Origin of the sequence: Pseudomonas sp. (assembly GCF_037994325.1) — a bacterium.
Taxonomy (GTDB): Bacteria; Pseudomonadota; Gammaproteobacteria; order Pseudomonadales; family Pseudomonadaceae; genus Aquipseudomonas.
The window spans coordinates 1-15993 of the sequence record NZ_JBBNAH010000427.1; the positions used below are offsets into that span (position 1 = coordinate 1).

Below are 15993 nucleotides of genomic sequence, written 5' to 3' on the forward strand. Positions count from 1 at the left end.
TCGCTTCTACATCGCTCATGGTCATTAGCTCCTGTAGGCCATGGGTTGGTCTTCGCCGAAGTAGCCGATAAACACGCCGAGGGTCACCCGGGTGCTGGTGGCAGACGGGCGCACGGCATGGATCAGGCGCGGGTTAAGCACAATCAAATCGCCGGGTTCGGGCTTGATCACAAAGTCCGGCGGCGGCAGCAGATCACGCTCAATGCCATAGGCACGGCTGCCGCGCAGGCGCTCGTACTGCGCCTCGTCGGGCTCGATGCCCCAGATCTCCAACTCGCCGCCGTCTTCGGGAATTTCCAGGTAGATGTTGGTGGACAGCTGAGTGAGCAAACGCGGCTGGTGGTCGCTCGGCGCGTTGCGTTCGAGATTGTCGGTGTGCGGCGTCAGGTCAACGCCACTGCCTTGAAAACGGGCAATGCCGACAAAGCATTTCTCGCCGTTGACATCCAGCAGGCGCGCGCCCTTGGGCCACACCTCATCGAGGAGCAAACGCAGCTCGTCAATGGGCGAAGCCAGCGGGCGGAAGGTGTCGCGGATTTTGCGGATATTGCTCACCGCTTGCGCGTGGTAAGCCTGACGACTTTGCTCGTCGTTAATCTCGATATAGGCCTTGCCCAGACGATTGAACTCCTGCTGCTCGCTAAACGTGCCACGCAGTTCATGGCGGCTTAGGCGCTCTTTAGCAAGTTGCACTGTATCGGCATCGGCAAAGCCTTTTATATGAATACCGTAACTCTTGGCGTTAATAACATCGGTTATATCGGCTGCGGTTAGACCATCGACCGTTGTGGTGAGCATAGTTGTACTCCTGGCAGTTCCATAAGTTTCAAAAGCAGACAACAGCACTCCCTGCCAAGCCTATTTATTCACCACGGGATAAATAGCTTGTCGCTGTTATTTAAAACGTCTTTTTCCTTCTCGCTTTATCGCGACAAAAGCCCCTGGCACTGAGCCATTCAACCCAGTGGGTACGGGCATTAGCCGCGATGCCGTGGATCTTTTTTACCGACATTGAAACATTTAGTGAAATAACTTTTCTTCCTAACTCACAAACTATATTGCCGCCTTAAATGTAGAGCGTTCGGCTCCACGCCCGGTGTGAGCACCAAACACTTCTGAGTAATGGTGTGCATAGCACACCCCACATGCATAACTTGCATATCCAATATAAAAATTACAGTTTTATTTATTGCTCAGCAGCACTGTTAAATTTTCGCTCCACCGACTTATCGCCAATAAACCCAGGCGATATAACTCCTTCAGCCTGATACAACGCGGCTGTTTCGCTTAAATCCTTTATTAGTGCTTTATCTACATCAACGCGGGTGGGTAGAGAAAACCGGTTAGAGCGCAAATGCACTTCCAGCGGTAAACCACTTTGTCGCGCCTGTATGGCGGAAAACTCCTCCAGGTGGCTATCCACCCACGCCCACGCCCGCCCTACCCGTTGGAGAAAATCGCGTAGCTGTTCAGGCTTGTTTTCAATGGCCGCCGCGTTGGCCACCAGCAGCATATTGCCGGCGAACAAGCCCTCGCCGCTAACCAACACCCGCGTACCGCCTTCGAGCTGCACCATGCTGGTGTACGGATCCCACGTCGCCCACGCATCGGCGCCGCCATTGGCCAGCAAGCTGCGCGATTCGCCCGGTTGCAGAAAAATAAACTGCGCATCGCGCCCGCTTTTGCCTTGCTGCCGCAATGCCGCCAGCGCCAGGTAATGGCCGATCGAGCCCTTGGTGGTGGTGATGCGTTTACCCACCAGAGAAGCAGCGCCCTGTAGCGGTGACTGCTCGGGCACCACAATCGCCACCGCCGTTGGCGTGACCTTCAACCGCACCACGCCAACGGTTTTTAAATCGGTACCGGCCGAGGCGGCAAACACAAACGGCGCCACCCCCAGGGTGCCGATATCCACCGCGCCCGCCGCCAAGGCTTCGGCCGTGGGGGCCGCTGCGCCAAAGGAGGCGAACTCAATGGGGTACGGCACGTCGTCCAGTTCACCCGCGGCTTTAAGCAACACCTGCAACGAGTTCTTCTGGCTCGATACCCGCAAGGCGTCCGCAGCCCACACCGTGCCTGCCATCCCGAGCAGGCACAACATGGCGAGCACCAGGCGCGTCTTCATCAAAACGCCAAGCTCAAGCGGCCGTAGTAGTAGCCGCCACCCAGACCAAAGGGCGAGAACATGCCGTATTCATACGTGCCGGCCCACGGCACGATGCCGATTTTGTCCGGGTATTCGTTGAACAGGTTGTTGGCGCCGACGGCCACCGTGACGTTGTCGCTGATGTCGTAGGCGACGTCGACGTCGGTAATCCATTTCGGGCTATAGGTGCGGTCGTTGGCTGGAATGTTCGAGCCTTCGGTGTACTCGCCGTAGCGGCTGAAGGCCAGGTTCACGTTCCACGCATCCAGGCGGTAATTGGTCGAGAGAATCCATTTATCCTTCGGCGTGGCTTTGGTCAGGTCGGTCTGCTGTTGGCGGTCGAACAGTACGTAACCGCTGCCCAACCGCGACAGTTCTTCCGGTGTGTCGGCCAGGTCACGAATGCTGGTTTTGTTGTGGTTGTAGGCCACGCTCCATTTCGCTTGGCCGTATTCGGCGAAGTCCTGGCTGTAGTCCAAGACCAGGTCGATGCCCTTGGTGCGGGTGTCGGCGGCGTTGGCAAAGTATTGGCCGGAGAGGTTTGGCGCCAGACCGGCATCGACCAGAATCTGCGACACCGCTGCGCCCGAAAGAATGCCGGTTTGCAGAATGCGGTCGTCGATATCGATCAAGTAGAAGTCGGCGGTAAAACGCAGGCGCTCAACCGGCTCGGCAGTAAAGCCCAAGCTGTAGTTGCGCGACTTTTCCGGTTTAAGCGTTTCCGCGCCCAGGGCGATGGCCTCCGGTGAACCGGGGCGCATTTGTTTGGTACGCGCCGTGGTGGTGGCGCCACCGGCGAGAAACTGGGTGACCGAACTGGTGGACGAAAACACGTTTTGCGCCAGCGATGGCGCGCGAAAGCCATTGCTCACCGCCGCCCGCACCGCGTAGCCGGGGAGGAATTCGTAGCGGGTGGTGAACTTGCCGCTGGTGGTTTCGCCGATGTCCTGGTTGTACTGCTCTTGGCGCAGAGCAAAGGCCGCGTACCAGTTGGAGGTGATGTTCAAGCCAAAGTCGACATAGGCGGCGCCACTGTGACGAATCTGGTCACCGGCATCTTCGGCGTTGGTGCCGTTGACCGAAAACAAACCGGGGTCTGGCCGCCGCCCGGCGTACTGACCGCTAGGAATCACATAGTTGCCGTAGTTATAGGAGTTGGGCTCGCCCTCGCCCAGCTCGTATTTTTCCCAGCGGTATTCGATACCAAACGAGGTTTCCAGCGGGCTGCTCCAGCCGATATCCAAGGCGCGGGTGAAGTCGAGGTTGTTGGTCCACTGGTCGAAGATTTCATCGGCCAAGTGGAAGCGCCGCTGACTGAAATCCGGACCATTGGAGAGGTTGAGGTTGTTGTCGGTATACAGCTTGGCCTTGTCCCGCCCGTAGGTGGTCGACAAGTCCCAATCCCAGTCGGCCAGCAGGCCCTTGGCACCCACGGCAAATTGGTAGTCGGTTTCCTTCACCTCACGGGTAGCCTGACCGCCCTTGGTAAAGGGCCGGTCGGGCACACCCACCAGCGCGGTGATATCGGTGGGCGCGCGGTGGCCCAACACCTTCTTGCCGTCGCGGTAGCTGAACGTGGAGAACGAATACAAGGTGACGTCGTTCTGCAGCGGCAATTCAAGGTTGTACGCCGTGCTGGCCGTGCGGTCGCGACCCAGGCCGTACTCCTCGCCCCAGCCATGGGTTTCGCTGGTGCGCGGATCAGGCGAGCCGTCGGCCAGGTTGGCGAAATTGCCCCGCACGGCGCCCGCGCGGTCGTAGGGTTCTTGCGATTTGGCATCGAACGACAGATTGAAAAAGCCGCCATCGCCCAGTGGCGCACCGAGGTTGGCCGCCTCGTGGCCGGTGGTGCCGTCGCCGCTGTAGTACTGGCCGAGCGAGGTGTCGGAGGTAACGCCGGAGCTGTCCTTTTTCAGGATGATATTGATCACCCCGGCAATCGCATCCGAACCGTATTGCGCTGCTGCGCCATCGCGCAGCACTTCAATACGCTCAATGGCGGCGGTGGGAATCAGGTCCAAATCCACCGGCACAGCAGCGGTGCCAACCCGCGCGTTGTTGTTGATCATCGCCGTGTTATGCCGGCGTTTACCGTTGACCAGAATCAGCACCTGATCACCGCCCAGGCCACGCATGCTGATGCCGCGTACCAGAAACGCGGTACCGCCGCCGTTAATGGTCGGGGCGTTAAACGACGGCAGCAGGCGGGTCAGAATATCTTTCAGGCCGTTCTGCCCGGTTTTCTCCAACTGCTCGGCGGTAATCACGTCAATCGGCGCCGGGCTGTCGGTTACCGTGCGCGGCTGGCTGCCACGCACGCCGGTGACCACCACGGTGTCCAAGGTCGGGTCGGTCGCTGCCACGCTTTTCAGCGGTACACCGGCCGCGAGCAAAGCGGCACTAAGGGATGACAAGGCGAAGGTTTTACTGATCGCGGTACGCATTTAAAAACTTCCTGTTAGTCGCGCTTGAGGCAATTAGTTGTTCGGGGCAGTAGCCGCTACGGCTTCCACTTCAATCAGGGCGCCGGGCAACACCAAGCCAGCCACTTGCACGGTGGTGCGCGCTGGTTTTAGCGGTTGTTTGTCGGTGCCGAAAAATTGCCGGAAGCCGGCTTGCAGACCATCGAAATCCAGGCGCCCGCCTTTGGCCGGGTCGCCCACCAGGTACACCCGCAGTTGCACCACATCGCCGAGGGTCAGGCCGCGTTGGGCCAGCACCGCTTCGATTTTGCGAAACACCACAACGGTCTGTTCTTCAGTGCTGCCGACGGCGTGCACGCGGTCTTTGTCGGCCTTGGGGTCGACCGGGTCCGGCAGGATGCCGGAGAGGTAAGTGAGCTGACTTTGCCCCGGCAGCGTCACCGATTGCAGAATCGGCGAGTTCGGGTAGGTAGACGGCGTACGTTCGATACCGGCGGCATGGGCGCCACCGGCAGCGCATAGGAGCCCCAACCCCAGCAGGGCTTTGTTGATAGGCATGGCAAACACTCCAAGGTTCTTTAACGCCAGCCTCGGAGGTCCGCTACCTGGCACATCATGGTTTTTAGTTTTTTCGCTGTTGTTGCGTGTAGCCGTGGCGCGGCGGGTCTAGGCCGTTTGCCGATAAGGCGTGTTCTGCACACGCTCAAATAAATTACGCACCACCCGCCGCGCGGCACCGGCGGCGGCTTCTTGCCAGATGCCAACGCCGCTATGGGCCAAGCCATCGCTGGTCAGGTGAATGCGCCCCTGCGCTTGGTTGAGCAGGCTGTAAGCAGGCTCGGCCACCTCATGGTTAATCCACGGGCCGAGGTTGTACGGAATACGGCTCCAAGCCACCGCCAGCGGGTTACGCAGCTCAGCGCTATGGCCCGGATGCAGCAGCTCTACCGCCTGCTTCGAGGCGGCGATTTGCTCGGCAACGCTTTTCTCACCAAACACCCGCGCGGTCTCGCCGTTGTTATAGGCGGCAATCAAAATGCCCTGCTCCTGATTAAACCCACCGCTGGGGTACCAGAGGCCGGATGCCTCTTGGTTGACGAAGGAAAGGCCACCGTAAATCTGATAATCGCGCTCCCAAAAACGCCGCGACTGCCAAGCCACTTTGTTGGCAAACCCAAACTGCACAGCCGCGATGGCCTGCTGCACCGGCGCAGTGAAATTGGTATCGAGCTTGGCCAGTAGCGGCAGCGGCAAGGCCACTACCGCAAAGTCGGCGTGCAAGCTGTGCGCCTTGCCACTGCGGCGGTCGACGTAGGTGATATCCACGCGGTTATCGCCGTTATGGATAGAACGTACTTCCGCGCCCAAACGCAGCGAGCCGGCCAGGTGTTTTTCGAAGGCTTTGGGAATGCGGTCCATGCCGCCAACGGGCTGAAACATGGTCGGCGAGAACTCCGGGTACTCATCAATCATCAAGGCATTGGCCAGCGCCGGATTGAGCAACGTGCGCAGTGGCAGCGGTGCATTCTTTTGCGCCAACTGCTCGCCGGCACCGGGCCACACTTTGTAGCCGGAACGGGCGGAGCCTAGGTACTCGAGCTTTTCCGACAAGTCGCCAAAGGTGCGCAAAAACTGCAGCAAGGCGCGCTGGTCGTCAGCATTCAACTCATCGTTGAGCGCCTGGCGATTGACCGCCTTGGCCAGCAACTCGGCGACATGGCCACGGCTGTCATTCACCGCCTGACGGATCTGCATCGGCGGCTCGGCAAGGTTGGGGCGCACCAGCGCATTCCGGCTGGTGTTAACCAACACTTCCAACTCCACCCCCAGCTCACGGCAGTAGCCGAGCATCAATTGGTGATGGCTGGGCAAGCGCGCGGGACCGGCGTTGAAGTAGAAGCCCTCAGAGAAATGGGCGATTTGCGTGGTGCCGTCGGTGTACTCGACTTTATCGCCCTGGCGTAGCGTCCAATTGCGCCCACCAACGCGCTCACGGGCCTCAAGCACGGTGACCTGGAAACCGGCCTTGCGCAGCTCGAAGGCACTGACCAAGCCACCGATACCCGCGCCGACCACCACCACACTGGCGCCCTTACCGACTTGGGCGCTGGGCAGCGCGGCATAACTTTCCTGGCTGTTAGCGGCGTGGCTCAGGCCCGGCGTTAACAACCCCAACGCCCCCATGGCGGCATAGGCTGCACGGTAACCACCGACGGCGGCGACGCGTGCAATCAATGCTCTTCTGGTCAACGGCATCCCTGTCACTCCCCTGGCTTACAGGCTAATCTGGCCTGGCAACCTATATCGCGCATTGTTATAGAACGATGCGTGGTGGCTGCTTTATTCGTCTATGGAGGCCATCCTACTGAGGGGTGGGAGATGAGAGAAATACATTTTAGGCATATGTAAATATTAAATTGTTTAATCTTATATGCCGTGCAAGCTGCAAGAAATGCATAACAGGGAGGCTGTGCTTTGCGCACTAAGTCGCTCCAGAGGGGGGCGTGCAGGGCCATCGATGGCCCCACGCCTTTCGCGGCTGCTGCCGCTCAACCCCTGCACAGCGACTGCGCTCGGCCTGCGATAAACCGGGCGGGTAGATCAAGATCAACAACCAGATCAAAGGCCCCTCACCCCAGCCCTCTCCCGCAAGCGGGAGAGGGAGCAGACCGCGTGGGCTGGTCGCCATACGCCCCCTCGCCCGCTTGTGGGCGCCCGGCTAGGGGAGAGGGACCGGGGGAGAGAGGCTGTTGATCTTGATCTGGCTTGTGATCCACCCGTCCCGTTTATCGCAGGCCGAATGGAATCGCCGTGTAGGGGGTTGAGCCGCAGGGACGCGGCGAGAGGCACATCGGGCCAAGGATGGCCCGTTGTGCCGTGCCCCTGGAGCGGCGATGGAATGAGGGAACCCGCAGCGCAGCGAAGGGCCAAGGTAGGGGCAAGCCTTTTGCCTACTTTTCGGTGACTGGAAAAGTAGGTCGCGCGTAAGGCGCGAAACAAAACGTTCAGCGCACGCGGTAAAGGTGCGCACAGCACACCCCACGGCCATCCGCCAAAGGATCCCCAACCAAAGCCCAACGTTCTGTCACACAGCTGCAATAATTCCGTTATCTAATGCGGCGCAAGACAGATTAAACGACCCGAGGTTTGCTCCATGGTTGGTAAGAACATCCTGATCGTTGACGACGAAGCGCCGATCCGCGAAATGATCGCCGTCGCGCTGGAAATGGCTGGCTATGAATGCCTGGAAGCGGAAAACACCCAGCAAGCCCACGCCATTATCGTCGACCGCAAGCCCGATTTGATTCTGCTCGACTGGATGCTGCCCGGCACCTCCGGTATCGAGCTGGCGCGCCGTCTCAAGCGCGATGAGCTGACCGGCAATATCCCGATCATCATGCTCACCGCCAAGGGCGAAGAGGACAACAAGATCCAAGGCCTGGAAGTCGGCGCCGACGATTACATCACTAAGCCCTTCTCGCCGCGTGAATTGGTCGCCCGCCTGAAAGCCGTACTGCGCCGCGCCGGCACCGGTGACAGCGACACCCCAATCGAAGTTGGCGGTCTATTGCTCGACCCCATCAGCCACCGCGTGACCATCGACGGCAAACCCGCCGACATGGGCCCTACCGAGTACCGCCTGCTGCAATTCTTTATGACCCACCAGGAGCGCGCCTACACCCGTGGCCAGTTGCTCGACCAAGTGTGGGGCGGCAACGTGTATGTGGAAGAGCGTACCGTCGACGTGCATATCCGCCGCCTGCGCAAGGCTTTGGGCGAGGTATACGAGAACTTGGTACAAACCGTGCGCGGCACCGGGTATCGTTTCTCCACCAAAAGTTAAGCTAACTAGGTCGGGAACCCCCCACACGTGAATCAAGACTGGCGTGGCGTCGTTATCCGCCGCTTGCTACTGCTGATCGCCGGCTGCCTGTTTGTCGGCTTTATCAGCGGCGAATATGCCTGGAGCCTGGTGGTTGGCCTTGGCGCTTACCTGGGCTGGACCCTCGCGCAATTGCTGCGTCTGCATAACTGGCTCAAGCACCACCAGACCGACCAACCGCCGCCCGATGGCTATGGCCTATGGGGCGAGGTGTTCGACAGCATTTACCACCTGCAACGCCGTGACCAACGGGTGCGTGGCCGCCTGCAGGCGGTGATCGACCGTGTGCAGGAGTCCACCGCTGCCTTGAATGATGCCGTGGTCATGCTCGACAGCGACGGCAACCTGGAATGGTGGAACCGCGCCGCGGAAACCCTGCTGGGCCTGAAAACCCCGCAAGACAGCGGCCAGCCGGTGACCAACCTGGTGCGCCACCCACGCTTTAAAGACTATTTCGACCTGCCCGCGCACACCGAACCGCTGGAGCTGATTTCCCCGGTTAACGACCGTATGCACCTGCAGTTCCATATCACCCAGTACGGCAACGGCGAGCACTTGATGCTGGTGCGTGATATCACCCGCATGCATCAGCTGGAACAGATGCGTAAGGACTTTATCGCCAACGTCTCCCACGAACTGCGCACGCCGCTGACGGTGATTGCCGGTTACCTGGAAACCCTGCTGGATAACGTCGAAGACGTAAACCCACGCTGGCTGCGGGCGCTGCAACAGATGCAGCAGCAAGGCGGGCGTATGCAAAACCTGCTTAACGACCTGTTGCTGCTGGCCAAGCTGGAAGCCACCGACTACCCCTCGGACAACCAACCGGTGTCGGTGGACTTGCTGCTGCTGTCGATCAAGGGCGACGCCCAGGCGCTGTCCAATACCCGCAACCACCGCATCAGCCTGGAGGCCGACAACAGCGTGCGCCTCAAAGGCAGCGAAGCGGAACTGCGCAGCGCCTTCTCCAATCTGGTGTTTAACGCGGTGAAATACACGCCGGACAACGGCGAAATCCGTGTGCGTTGGTGGGCCGATGAGCATGGCGCGCATCTATCGGTGCAGGACAGCGGTCAGGGCATTGAAGCCAAACATATTCCGCGCCTGACCGAACGTTTCTACCGCGTCGACTCCAGCCGCGCCTCCAACACCGGCGGCACGGGCCTGGGCTTGGCCATCGTCAAGCATGTACTGCTGCGCCACCGCGCGCGCCTGGATATCAGCAGTGTGGTGGGCAAAGGCAGCACATTTACTTGCCACTTTGCCCCGGCCCAAGTGGTCAGACGCTAACGCCGAATATTTCAGGCTGGGCAACGGCCGCGTGAGCGGCTAGTCTGCTGATCTGGTCGCGCCGCTTGCGCCGCCCTTTACCGATGTTCTCTACCTTACAATCTGGACACCCTGAACCACCCCTATGGACCCTTCTCCTAGTTACGACGCCGCCACGTATTTCGCCGACTTCGGCCTTATCCTCTTCGCCCTTCTGCTGGTTTTGCTCAACGGTTTCTTCGTTGCGGCGGAATTTGCCATCGTCAAACTGCGCTCTACCCGCGTGGACGCCATCGCCGCCAAAAACGGCTGGCGCGGGCATATTCTGCGCACCGTGCATAACCAGCTCGACGCCTACCTGTCCGCCTGCCAGCTGGGTATTACCCTGGCATCGCTGGGCCTGGGTTGGGTCGGTGAGCCGGCGTTTGCCGAGCTGCTGACGCCGCTGTTGCACTACATGGGCGTTGACTCGCCAAAGCTGGTACACGGCATCGCCTTCTTCACCGCGTTCTTTATCATTTCCTACCTGCACATCGTGGTCGGTGAGCTGGCGCCAAAGTCCTGGGCCATTCGCAAACCCGAGCTGTTGTCGCTGTGGACGGCCGCGCCGCTGTACCTGTTCTACTGGGCCATGTACCCGGCCATTTTTATTCTCAACGCCAGTGCCAACGCTATTTTGCGTATTGCCGGGCAAGGCGAGCCGGGGCCGCACCATGAGCACCATTACAGCCGCGACGAACTGAAACTGATCCTGCACTCCAGCCGCGCCAGCGACCCCAGCGACCAAGACATGCGTGTACTGGCCTCGGCGGTGGAAATGGGCGAGCTGGAAGTGGTCGACTGGGCCAACTCCCGTGAAGACCTGGTGTACCTGGAACTCAACGCCAAGCTCGATGAAGTGTTCGCCCTGTTTCGCCGGCACAAGTACAGCCGTTACCCGGTGTACAACGAAGCCACGGAAGAATTCGTCGGCGTGCTGCATATCAAAGATTTGCTGCTGCACTTGTCCCTGCTGGAAATGCTGCCCTCAGCGCTGAAAATCAGCGACCTGATGATGCCGATTGAGCGCGTTACCCGGCATATGCCGCTGTCCAGCCTGCTGGAAGAATTCCGCAAAGGCGGTTCACACTTCGCCCTGGTGGAAGAAGCCGACGGCAAGGTGATTGGCTACCTGACCATGGAAGACGTGCTGGAAGCGCTGGTCGGCGATATTCAGGACGAACACCGCAAAGCCGAACGCGGCATTCTCGCCTACCAGCCGGGCAAATTGCTGGTACGTGGCGACACGCCGCTGTTCAAAGTCGAACGCCTGCTGGGCGTCGACCTTGACCATATCGAAGCGGAAACCCTGGCCGGGCTGATCTACGAAACCCTTAACCGCATGCCGGAAGAGGAAGAAGTGCTGGATGTGGAAGGGCTGCGCATCATCATCAAAAAGATGAAAGGGCCGAAGGTGGTTTTGGCGAAGGTTGTGAAGCTGGATTAAACCCGCGTCCAGTCAAAACCTCCGTCGTCCCGGCGTAGGCCGGGACCCAGGTGGGGAGATAGCACAACCAACTCACTCTCCGGCAAAACTCCGGATTGCGAACCGTCGGACCGCCGCCTACGCGGGAACGACGGTGTTTTGGGTGGTGGGCTTCGCCACCTTCCCCGCCACAATCATCTGCGCCGCCTTCTCGCCAATCATGATGCAGGGCGCATTGGTGTTGCCGCTGATCAGCGTCGGCATAATCGACGCATCCGCCACCCGCAGCCCTTGCACGCCAATCACCTCCAGCTCCGGCGTGACCACGCTCATGCTATCCACGCCCATCTTGCAGGTGCCCACCGGGTGAAACACGGTGGCGGCATATTCGCGGATATAGGCCAGCAGTTGCTCATCGGTTTGCACCTCGGCCCCCGGCAACATTTCCTTGCCGCGCAGCCGGTCAAAGCTGCTATCGGCCAAGACTTTGCGCGCCAGCTTAAGGCCTTCGATCAGCACCTTGGCATCACTCATATTGGCGAGAAAGTTAAAGTCGATCTCTAACTGGCGCTGGGCATTCAAACGCAGCTCTCCAATGGATTTCGGCCGCAGCACGCAGGTATGCACGGCGTAGCCATGGCCCCACTCAAACAACCGCCCCCGGTGGCTGCGGTAGCCCGGCACAAAGTGAAATTGCACATCCGGCAACCCATCTGCCAACGGCGTACGGGCAAAGCCACCGGCTTCCACGTAGTTGGTGGTCAGCCAGCCTTTTTTCTGCAGCAGGTATTTAAACGGCGAGGCGACGATGCTGGCCAGCGAACCCCAGGAAAAACCCAAGGTCAGCGGGCTGGCCGAGCGTACGGTGATTAGGCCGTCGAGGTGGTCTTGCAGGTTTTTGCCGACACCAGGGGAATCGCATACCACCGGCACCCCGGCGGCTTCCAGCTCGGCGCGCGGGCCGATGCCGGAGTTCAGCAGGATCTGTGGTGAGCCAAGCGAGCCAGCGCACAGGATCACTTCACGGCGGCTGTTCAGTGTCAGTGGTTGGCCATCTTTAACCAGGTGCAGACCGCGCACTTGAGTGCCTTCAAGCAGCAGCGACTGCACGTTGCAGCCGGTCAGTACCGTTAGGTTGGGCCGCTTACGTACCGGCGCGACAAAGGCGCGGTAGGCCGACAGGCGCTTGGCGTTTTTCTGCGTCAGGTTGTAGATGCCGGCGCCTTCGAGGTCGCCGCCGTTGAAGTCGTCATTGCGCTTGATGCCGACCCGCTCAGCCGCCTGCACAAACAGCGCAGACACCGGGTTAGGGTCGCGGGCGCGGTCCACCAGCAGCTCGCCAAGGGTGCCGTGCAATGCCGGGTTCTGCCCCAGCTGATTGCCTTCGGACTTTTTGAACAACGGCAGCACCTCGGCCCAGCTCCACCCGCTGCAACCCAGCTCGGCCCAGCGGTCGTAGTCCGAGGCATCGCCACGGATATAGATCATGCTGTTCATCGAACTGGAGCCGCCCAAGGCCTTGCCACGGGGCGTATGCAGGCGGCGGTTGTTTAGCTGTTTTTGCGGCGTGGAGAAGAAATTCCAGCTAAAGATTTTGCTCTTGTACAAGGTGATGGTGCCGGCCGGGGTCTGCACCCGTGGGCTGGCATCGCTGCCGCCGGCTTCCAGCAGGCAGACGGTGACGCTAGGGTCGGCGCTTAGGCGGTTGGCCAATACGCAGCCGGCCGAGCCGGCGCCGACGATGATGTAGTCGAATTGCTCAGACATGGATGGCCTCGGTCTGTACCAAAATCACCGTCATCCCGGCATAGGCCGGGATCCAGGCGCGGTGATTGCAGAACCACCGACGTATTCCTGCGAAATTCTGGATTCCAGCCTGCGCTGGAATGACGGTGTGTGGGTGAAGAATGGGGGTTAATGAACCTCAGCGAGGTCGTCATGCAGCAGCTCAAGAATCCGCCGCTTCATGCGGATAAATTCCGGCTCCATCACCACGTCCAGGTTGCGCGGGCGGTCGATGGGCACGTCGAGCACTTCTTTAATCCGCCCAGGCCTGGCGCCCATTACGTAAATGCGGTCAGCCAGCAGAATCGCTTCGTCGATATCGTGGGTGACAAACACCACGGTCTTCTTGGCGTTGCCCCATACCTGCAACAACAGCTGCTGCATTTGCAGGCGGGTCTGGCTGTCGAGGGCGCCGAAGGGTTCGTCCATCAGCAAGATTTGTGGGTCGTTGGCCAGCGCACGGGCAATCGCCACGCGCTGCATCATGCCGCCGGAGAGTTGCTTGGGGTAATGCTTGGCGAACTTGGCCAGGCCAACTTCGTTGAGATAGAACTCGACGATGGTGTTGATCTCATCGCCCGGCAAGCCACGACGCTTCAAGCCAAAGGCAATGTTTTCCCGCACCGTTAGCCAAGGGAACAGGGTGTAGCTCTGGAACACCATGCCGCGATCGGCACCCGGCCCTTCAACCTTTTTACCGCCGACATAAATAGCGCCATCGCTGGGTTCGGCCAGGCCGGCCGTGAGGTACAGCAAGCTGGATTTACCGCAGCCGGACGGGCCGACGATAACGGCAAATTGCTGGTCCGGCACTTCAAAGGACACGTTATCCAGCGCGGTAAAGGTTTCCCCGTTGGGCGACTGATAACGCAGGCTGACCCCCTCGACTTTCAAGCGGCTTTCCACGGCGGCGTATTCGCTGAGCGGCGGCATGATATAGGGCTTGGTGGAGGCTATTGTGCCCATGCGGCAATCCTCAGGCGGAGCAAACGGAAGAGTTGATCGGTGATCAGGCCGAGCAGGCCGATGATGGCGATGGCGAGGAAAATCACGTCGACCTGAAAGCCGCGCATGGCCTTGAGGCTGATGTAACCCAGGCCGCTGGAAGCAGCGACCAGTTCGGCGACCACCAGGTAGGTCCAGGCCCAGCCCATGGTGACCCGCAGGGTGTCGAGCACGCCGGGCAACGAGGCCGGGCCGAGGACATGGAACACCACATCCCGGCGGGTGGCGCCGAGGGTGTAGCTGGCATTGACCAGGTCTTTGGACACGCCCTTGGACACGTCGGCGATCATCACCAACTGCTGGAAAAACACGCCAAAGATAATCACCGCCACCCGCTGTTCCAGGCCGATGCCAATCCACAAGATAAACAGCGGCACAAACGAGGTTACCGGCAGGTAACGAATAAAGTTCACCAGAGGCTCAAGGAACGCCTGCACGATGCGGAAACTGCCCATCAGCAGGCCCAGGGGCACGGCCACCAAGGACGAAATGGCAAAGCCGATCAGCACCACCTCAAGGCTGGCGCCGACATGCTTGGCCAGGGTGCCGTCGTTGCTCAGGCGCACCGCCGCGTCGAACACCGCGCCCGGTGTGGGCAGAAACATGGTTGGCACCACACCGCCATACGACAGGCCCACCCACAGGCCCAACACCGCCAACCAGCACAGGGTGCTAGCGGCAAAAATAAGTTTTACCGGCAGGCCGACCTTGGGGGTCAGGCAGCGGTTAATCCAGGAACGTACAGTGGCCATAACGCCACCTCCACATAAGCAAGGCAGGAAGAACAAAGCAAAAGACACGCCGCGTGCGCGAACACGCGGCGTGGCGGGCTTACGGCGTGACGAACGAGGTATCGACCAAATCGTCATAGCTGACGGTGAACGGCTTGCCTTGCAGCTCGCTCCAGGTTTCATTGGCCATTTTGATGATCTCGGCGATATCGCCTGGCTTGCCTTTAGTGCCCAGCAGTTTTTCGCTCATCGCCTGGTCGTAGAACTTCACGCCCTTGGCCGCTTCGGCGAGGTCTTCAGGCTTGGACAGGTAGCCGCCCACACCCTTGGCCATGATGGTGTAAGCCTCTTTGGGATGGTCCTTGGTGTACTGCACGGCTTTGTACAAACCGGCGACCAGGGCTTTTACATCCTCAGGTTGTTTTTCGATCACATCGCACGACAGCGCCACAACGTCGACGATCACGCCCGGTGTGGCGCTGCTGTCGACCAGCACGTTGCCGGTGCCCTTTTGCTTGACCATGGTCAGGTTCGGCTCCCAGGTCACGGCGGCAGGAATACGGCCGGCGATAAAGGCGCTGGCGGCGTCATCGGCAGTCATGTTCTGCACCTCGACATCGGCCATGCTCATGCCTTCTTTTTTCAGCAGGTACGACAGCCAGAACTGCGACACCGAGCCTTCGTTGACGGCCACCGATTTGCCTTTCAGGTCTTTGATGCTTTTGATGTCTTTGGTCACCACGATGCCGTCGCCACCATGGCTTTCATCGAGTGCGGCGACGGTTTTAAAGCAGAAGTCTTTGGAGCGGTATTTAAGGATTTCGTCGATGGTCGACGCCGAACCGGAGAGCTTGCCCGAGGCCTGGGCGGCCATATACATGGAGGCTTCTTCGATGGTGGTCAGTTCCAGATCGAGACCGGCATCTTTGAAATAGCCCAGGTCGCGTGCCAGGTACAGGGTGCCGTAGCCCACCCAAGTGGTGTGGCCGATAGACAATTTACCGGCTTGTGCGCCGGTGGCGACTGCAGCAAGAACAAGGGACAGCGAGACACGCTTGAGCAAGGACTTACGCATGGAACACTCCCACAGCCTGACGGCTTAGTTATTGATTGAATTGCGGGGCAGTAATGGCCAGCGGCCAAGTGATCTCATGACCCGCACCTCTATCGGGTGGGGTTCTTGTTCTGCGGTGTTGCACATAAATCTTTACGGTGTTGCCTGCGAGTTCCTCGCACCTGGGTCCCCGCCTGCGCGGGGACGACGAGGTTTTGTAGAAGACCACCGT

12 protein-coding genes are annotated in these 15993 nt (G+C 59.8%); 3 read left to right on the forward strand and 9 right to left on the reverse strand.

The genetic code is table 11. The features are described from left to right. Nucleotides 1–24 precede the first annotated feature (24 nt). The 5 genes from AAAB16_RS14370 to AAAB16_RS14390 form a co-directional block, all read right to left on the reverse strand. Nucleotides 25–798 (reverse strand): 2OG-Fe(II) oxygenase, encoded by a 774-nt coding sequence (locus AAAB16_RS14370; RefSeq protein ID WP_340663925.1) that lies wholly within the window; start codon nt 796–798, stop codon nt 25–27. Between the two features lie 388 nt (nt 799–1186). Then, complete coding sequence (locus tag AAAB16_RS14375) at nt 1187–2125, reverse strand: aliphatic sulfonate ABC transporter substrate-binding protein (RefSeq protein ID WP_340663926.1); 939 nt, start codon at nt 2123–2125, stop codon at nt 1187–1189. After that, entirely contained in the window at nt 2125–4590 is a 2466-nt protein-coding gene (locus AAAB16_RS14380; protein ID WP_340663927.1) for a TonB-dependent receptor, read from the reverse strand. Before AAAB16_RS14380 ends, AAAB16_RS14375 begins: the two co-directional genes overlap by 1 nt. A 33-nt stretch (nt 4591–4623) precedes the next feature. Further along, on the reverse strand, nt 4624–5127 hold the full coding sequence (locus AAAB16_RS14385) for a RidA family protein (protein WP_340663928.1): 504 nt from the start codon (nt 5125–5127) through the stop codon (nt 4624–4626). 108 nt (nt 5128–5235) lie between these two features. After that, a complete protein-coding gene (locus AAAB16_RS14390) occupies nt 5236–6825 on the reverse strand; it encodes an FAD-dependent oxidoreductase (RefSeq protein WP_340663929.1) in 1590 nt (529 codons plus the stop codon). Between the two features lie 898 nt (nt 6826–7723). Here AAAB16_RS14390 and phoB point away from each other — a divergent pair. The 3 genes from phoB to AAAB16_RS14405 all read left to right on the forward strand — a co-directional run bounded on the left by phoB (nt 7724) and on the right by AAAB16_RS14405 (nt 11207). After that, nucleotides 7724–8413, forward strand: a complete 690-nt coding sequence (gene phoB / locus AAAB16_RS14395; protein WP_108095202.1) for a phosphate regulon transcriptional regulator PhoB — start codon at nt 7724–7726, stop codon at nt 8411–8413. Nucleotides 8414–8440: 27 nt separating this feature from the next. Next, nucleotides 8441–9742: a phosphate regulon sensor histidine kinase PhoR gene (gene phoR, locus AAAB16_RS14400; RefSeq protein ID WP_340663930.1), complete on the forward strand. Its 1302-nt coding sequence runs from the start codon at nt 8441–8443 to the stop codon at nt 9740–9742. 124 nt (nt 9743–9866) lie between these two features. After that, complete coding sequence (locus AAAB16_RS14405; RefSeq protein ID WP_110615419.1) at nt 9867–11207, forward strand: hemolysin family protein; 1341 nt, start codon at nt 9867–9869, stop codon at nt 11205–11207. 117 nt (nt 11208–11324) lie between these two features. Here the strand turns inward: AAAB16_RS14405 and AAAB16_RS14410 are convergent, their stop codons facing one another. The 4 genes from AAAB16_RS14410 to AAAB16_RS14425 all read right to left on the reverse strand — a co-directional run bounded on the left by AAAB16_RS14410 (nt 11325) and on the right by AAAB16_RS14425 (nt 15782). Next, nucleotides 11325–12953 carry a GMC family oxidoreductase N-terminal domain-containing protein gene (locus AAAB16_RS14410; RefSeq protein WP_340663931.1) on the reverse strand — a complete coding sequence of 543 codons (1629 nt, stop codon included), beginning with the start codon at nt 12951–12953 and terminating at the stop codon, nt 11325–11327. Between the two features lie 147 nt (nt 12954–13100). Beyond that, complete coding sequence (locus AAAB16_RS14415; protein ID WP_340663932.1) at nt 13101–13937, reverse strand: ABC transporter ATP-binding protein; 837 nt, start codon at nt 13935–13937, stop codon at nt 13101–13103. Then, nucleotides 13925–14728, reverse strand: a complete 804-nt coding sequence (locus tag AAAB16_RS14420; protein WP_340663933.1) for an ABC transporter permease — start codon at nt 14726–14728, stop codon at nt 13925–13927. Before AAAB16_RS14420 ends, AAAB16_RS14415 begins: the two co-directional genes overlap by 13 nt. Before the next feature lie 79 nt (nt 14729–14807). Beyond that, on the reverse strand, nt 14808–15782 hold the full coding sequence (locus tag AAAB16_RS14425; RefSeq protein WP_340663934.1) for an ABC transporter substrate-binding protein: 975 nt from the start codon (nt 15780–15782) through the stop codon (nt 14808–14810). Nucleotides 15783–15993: the final 211 nt, after the last annotated feature.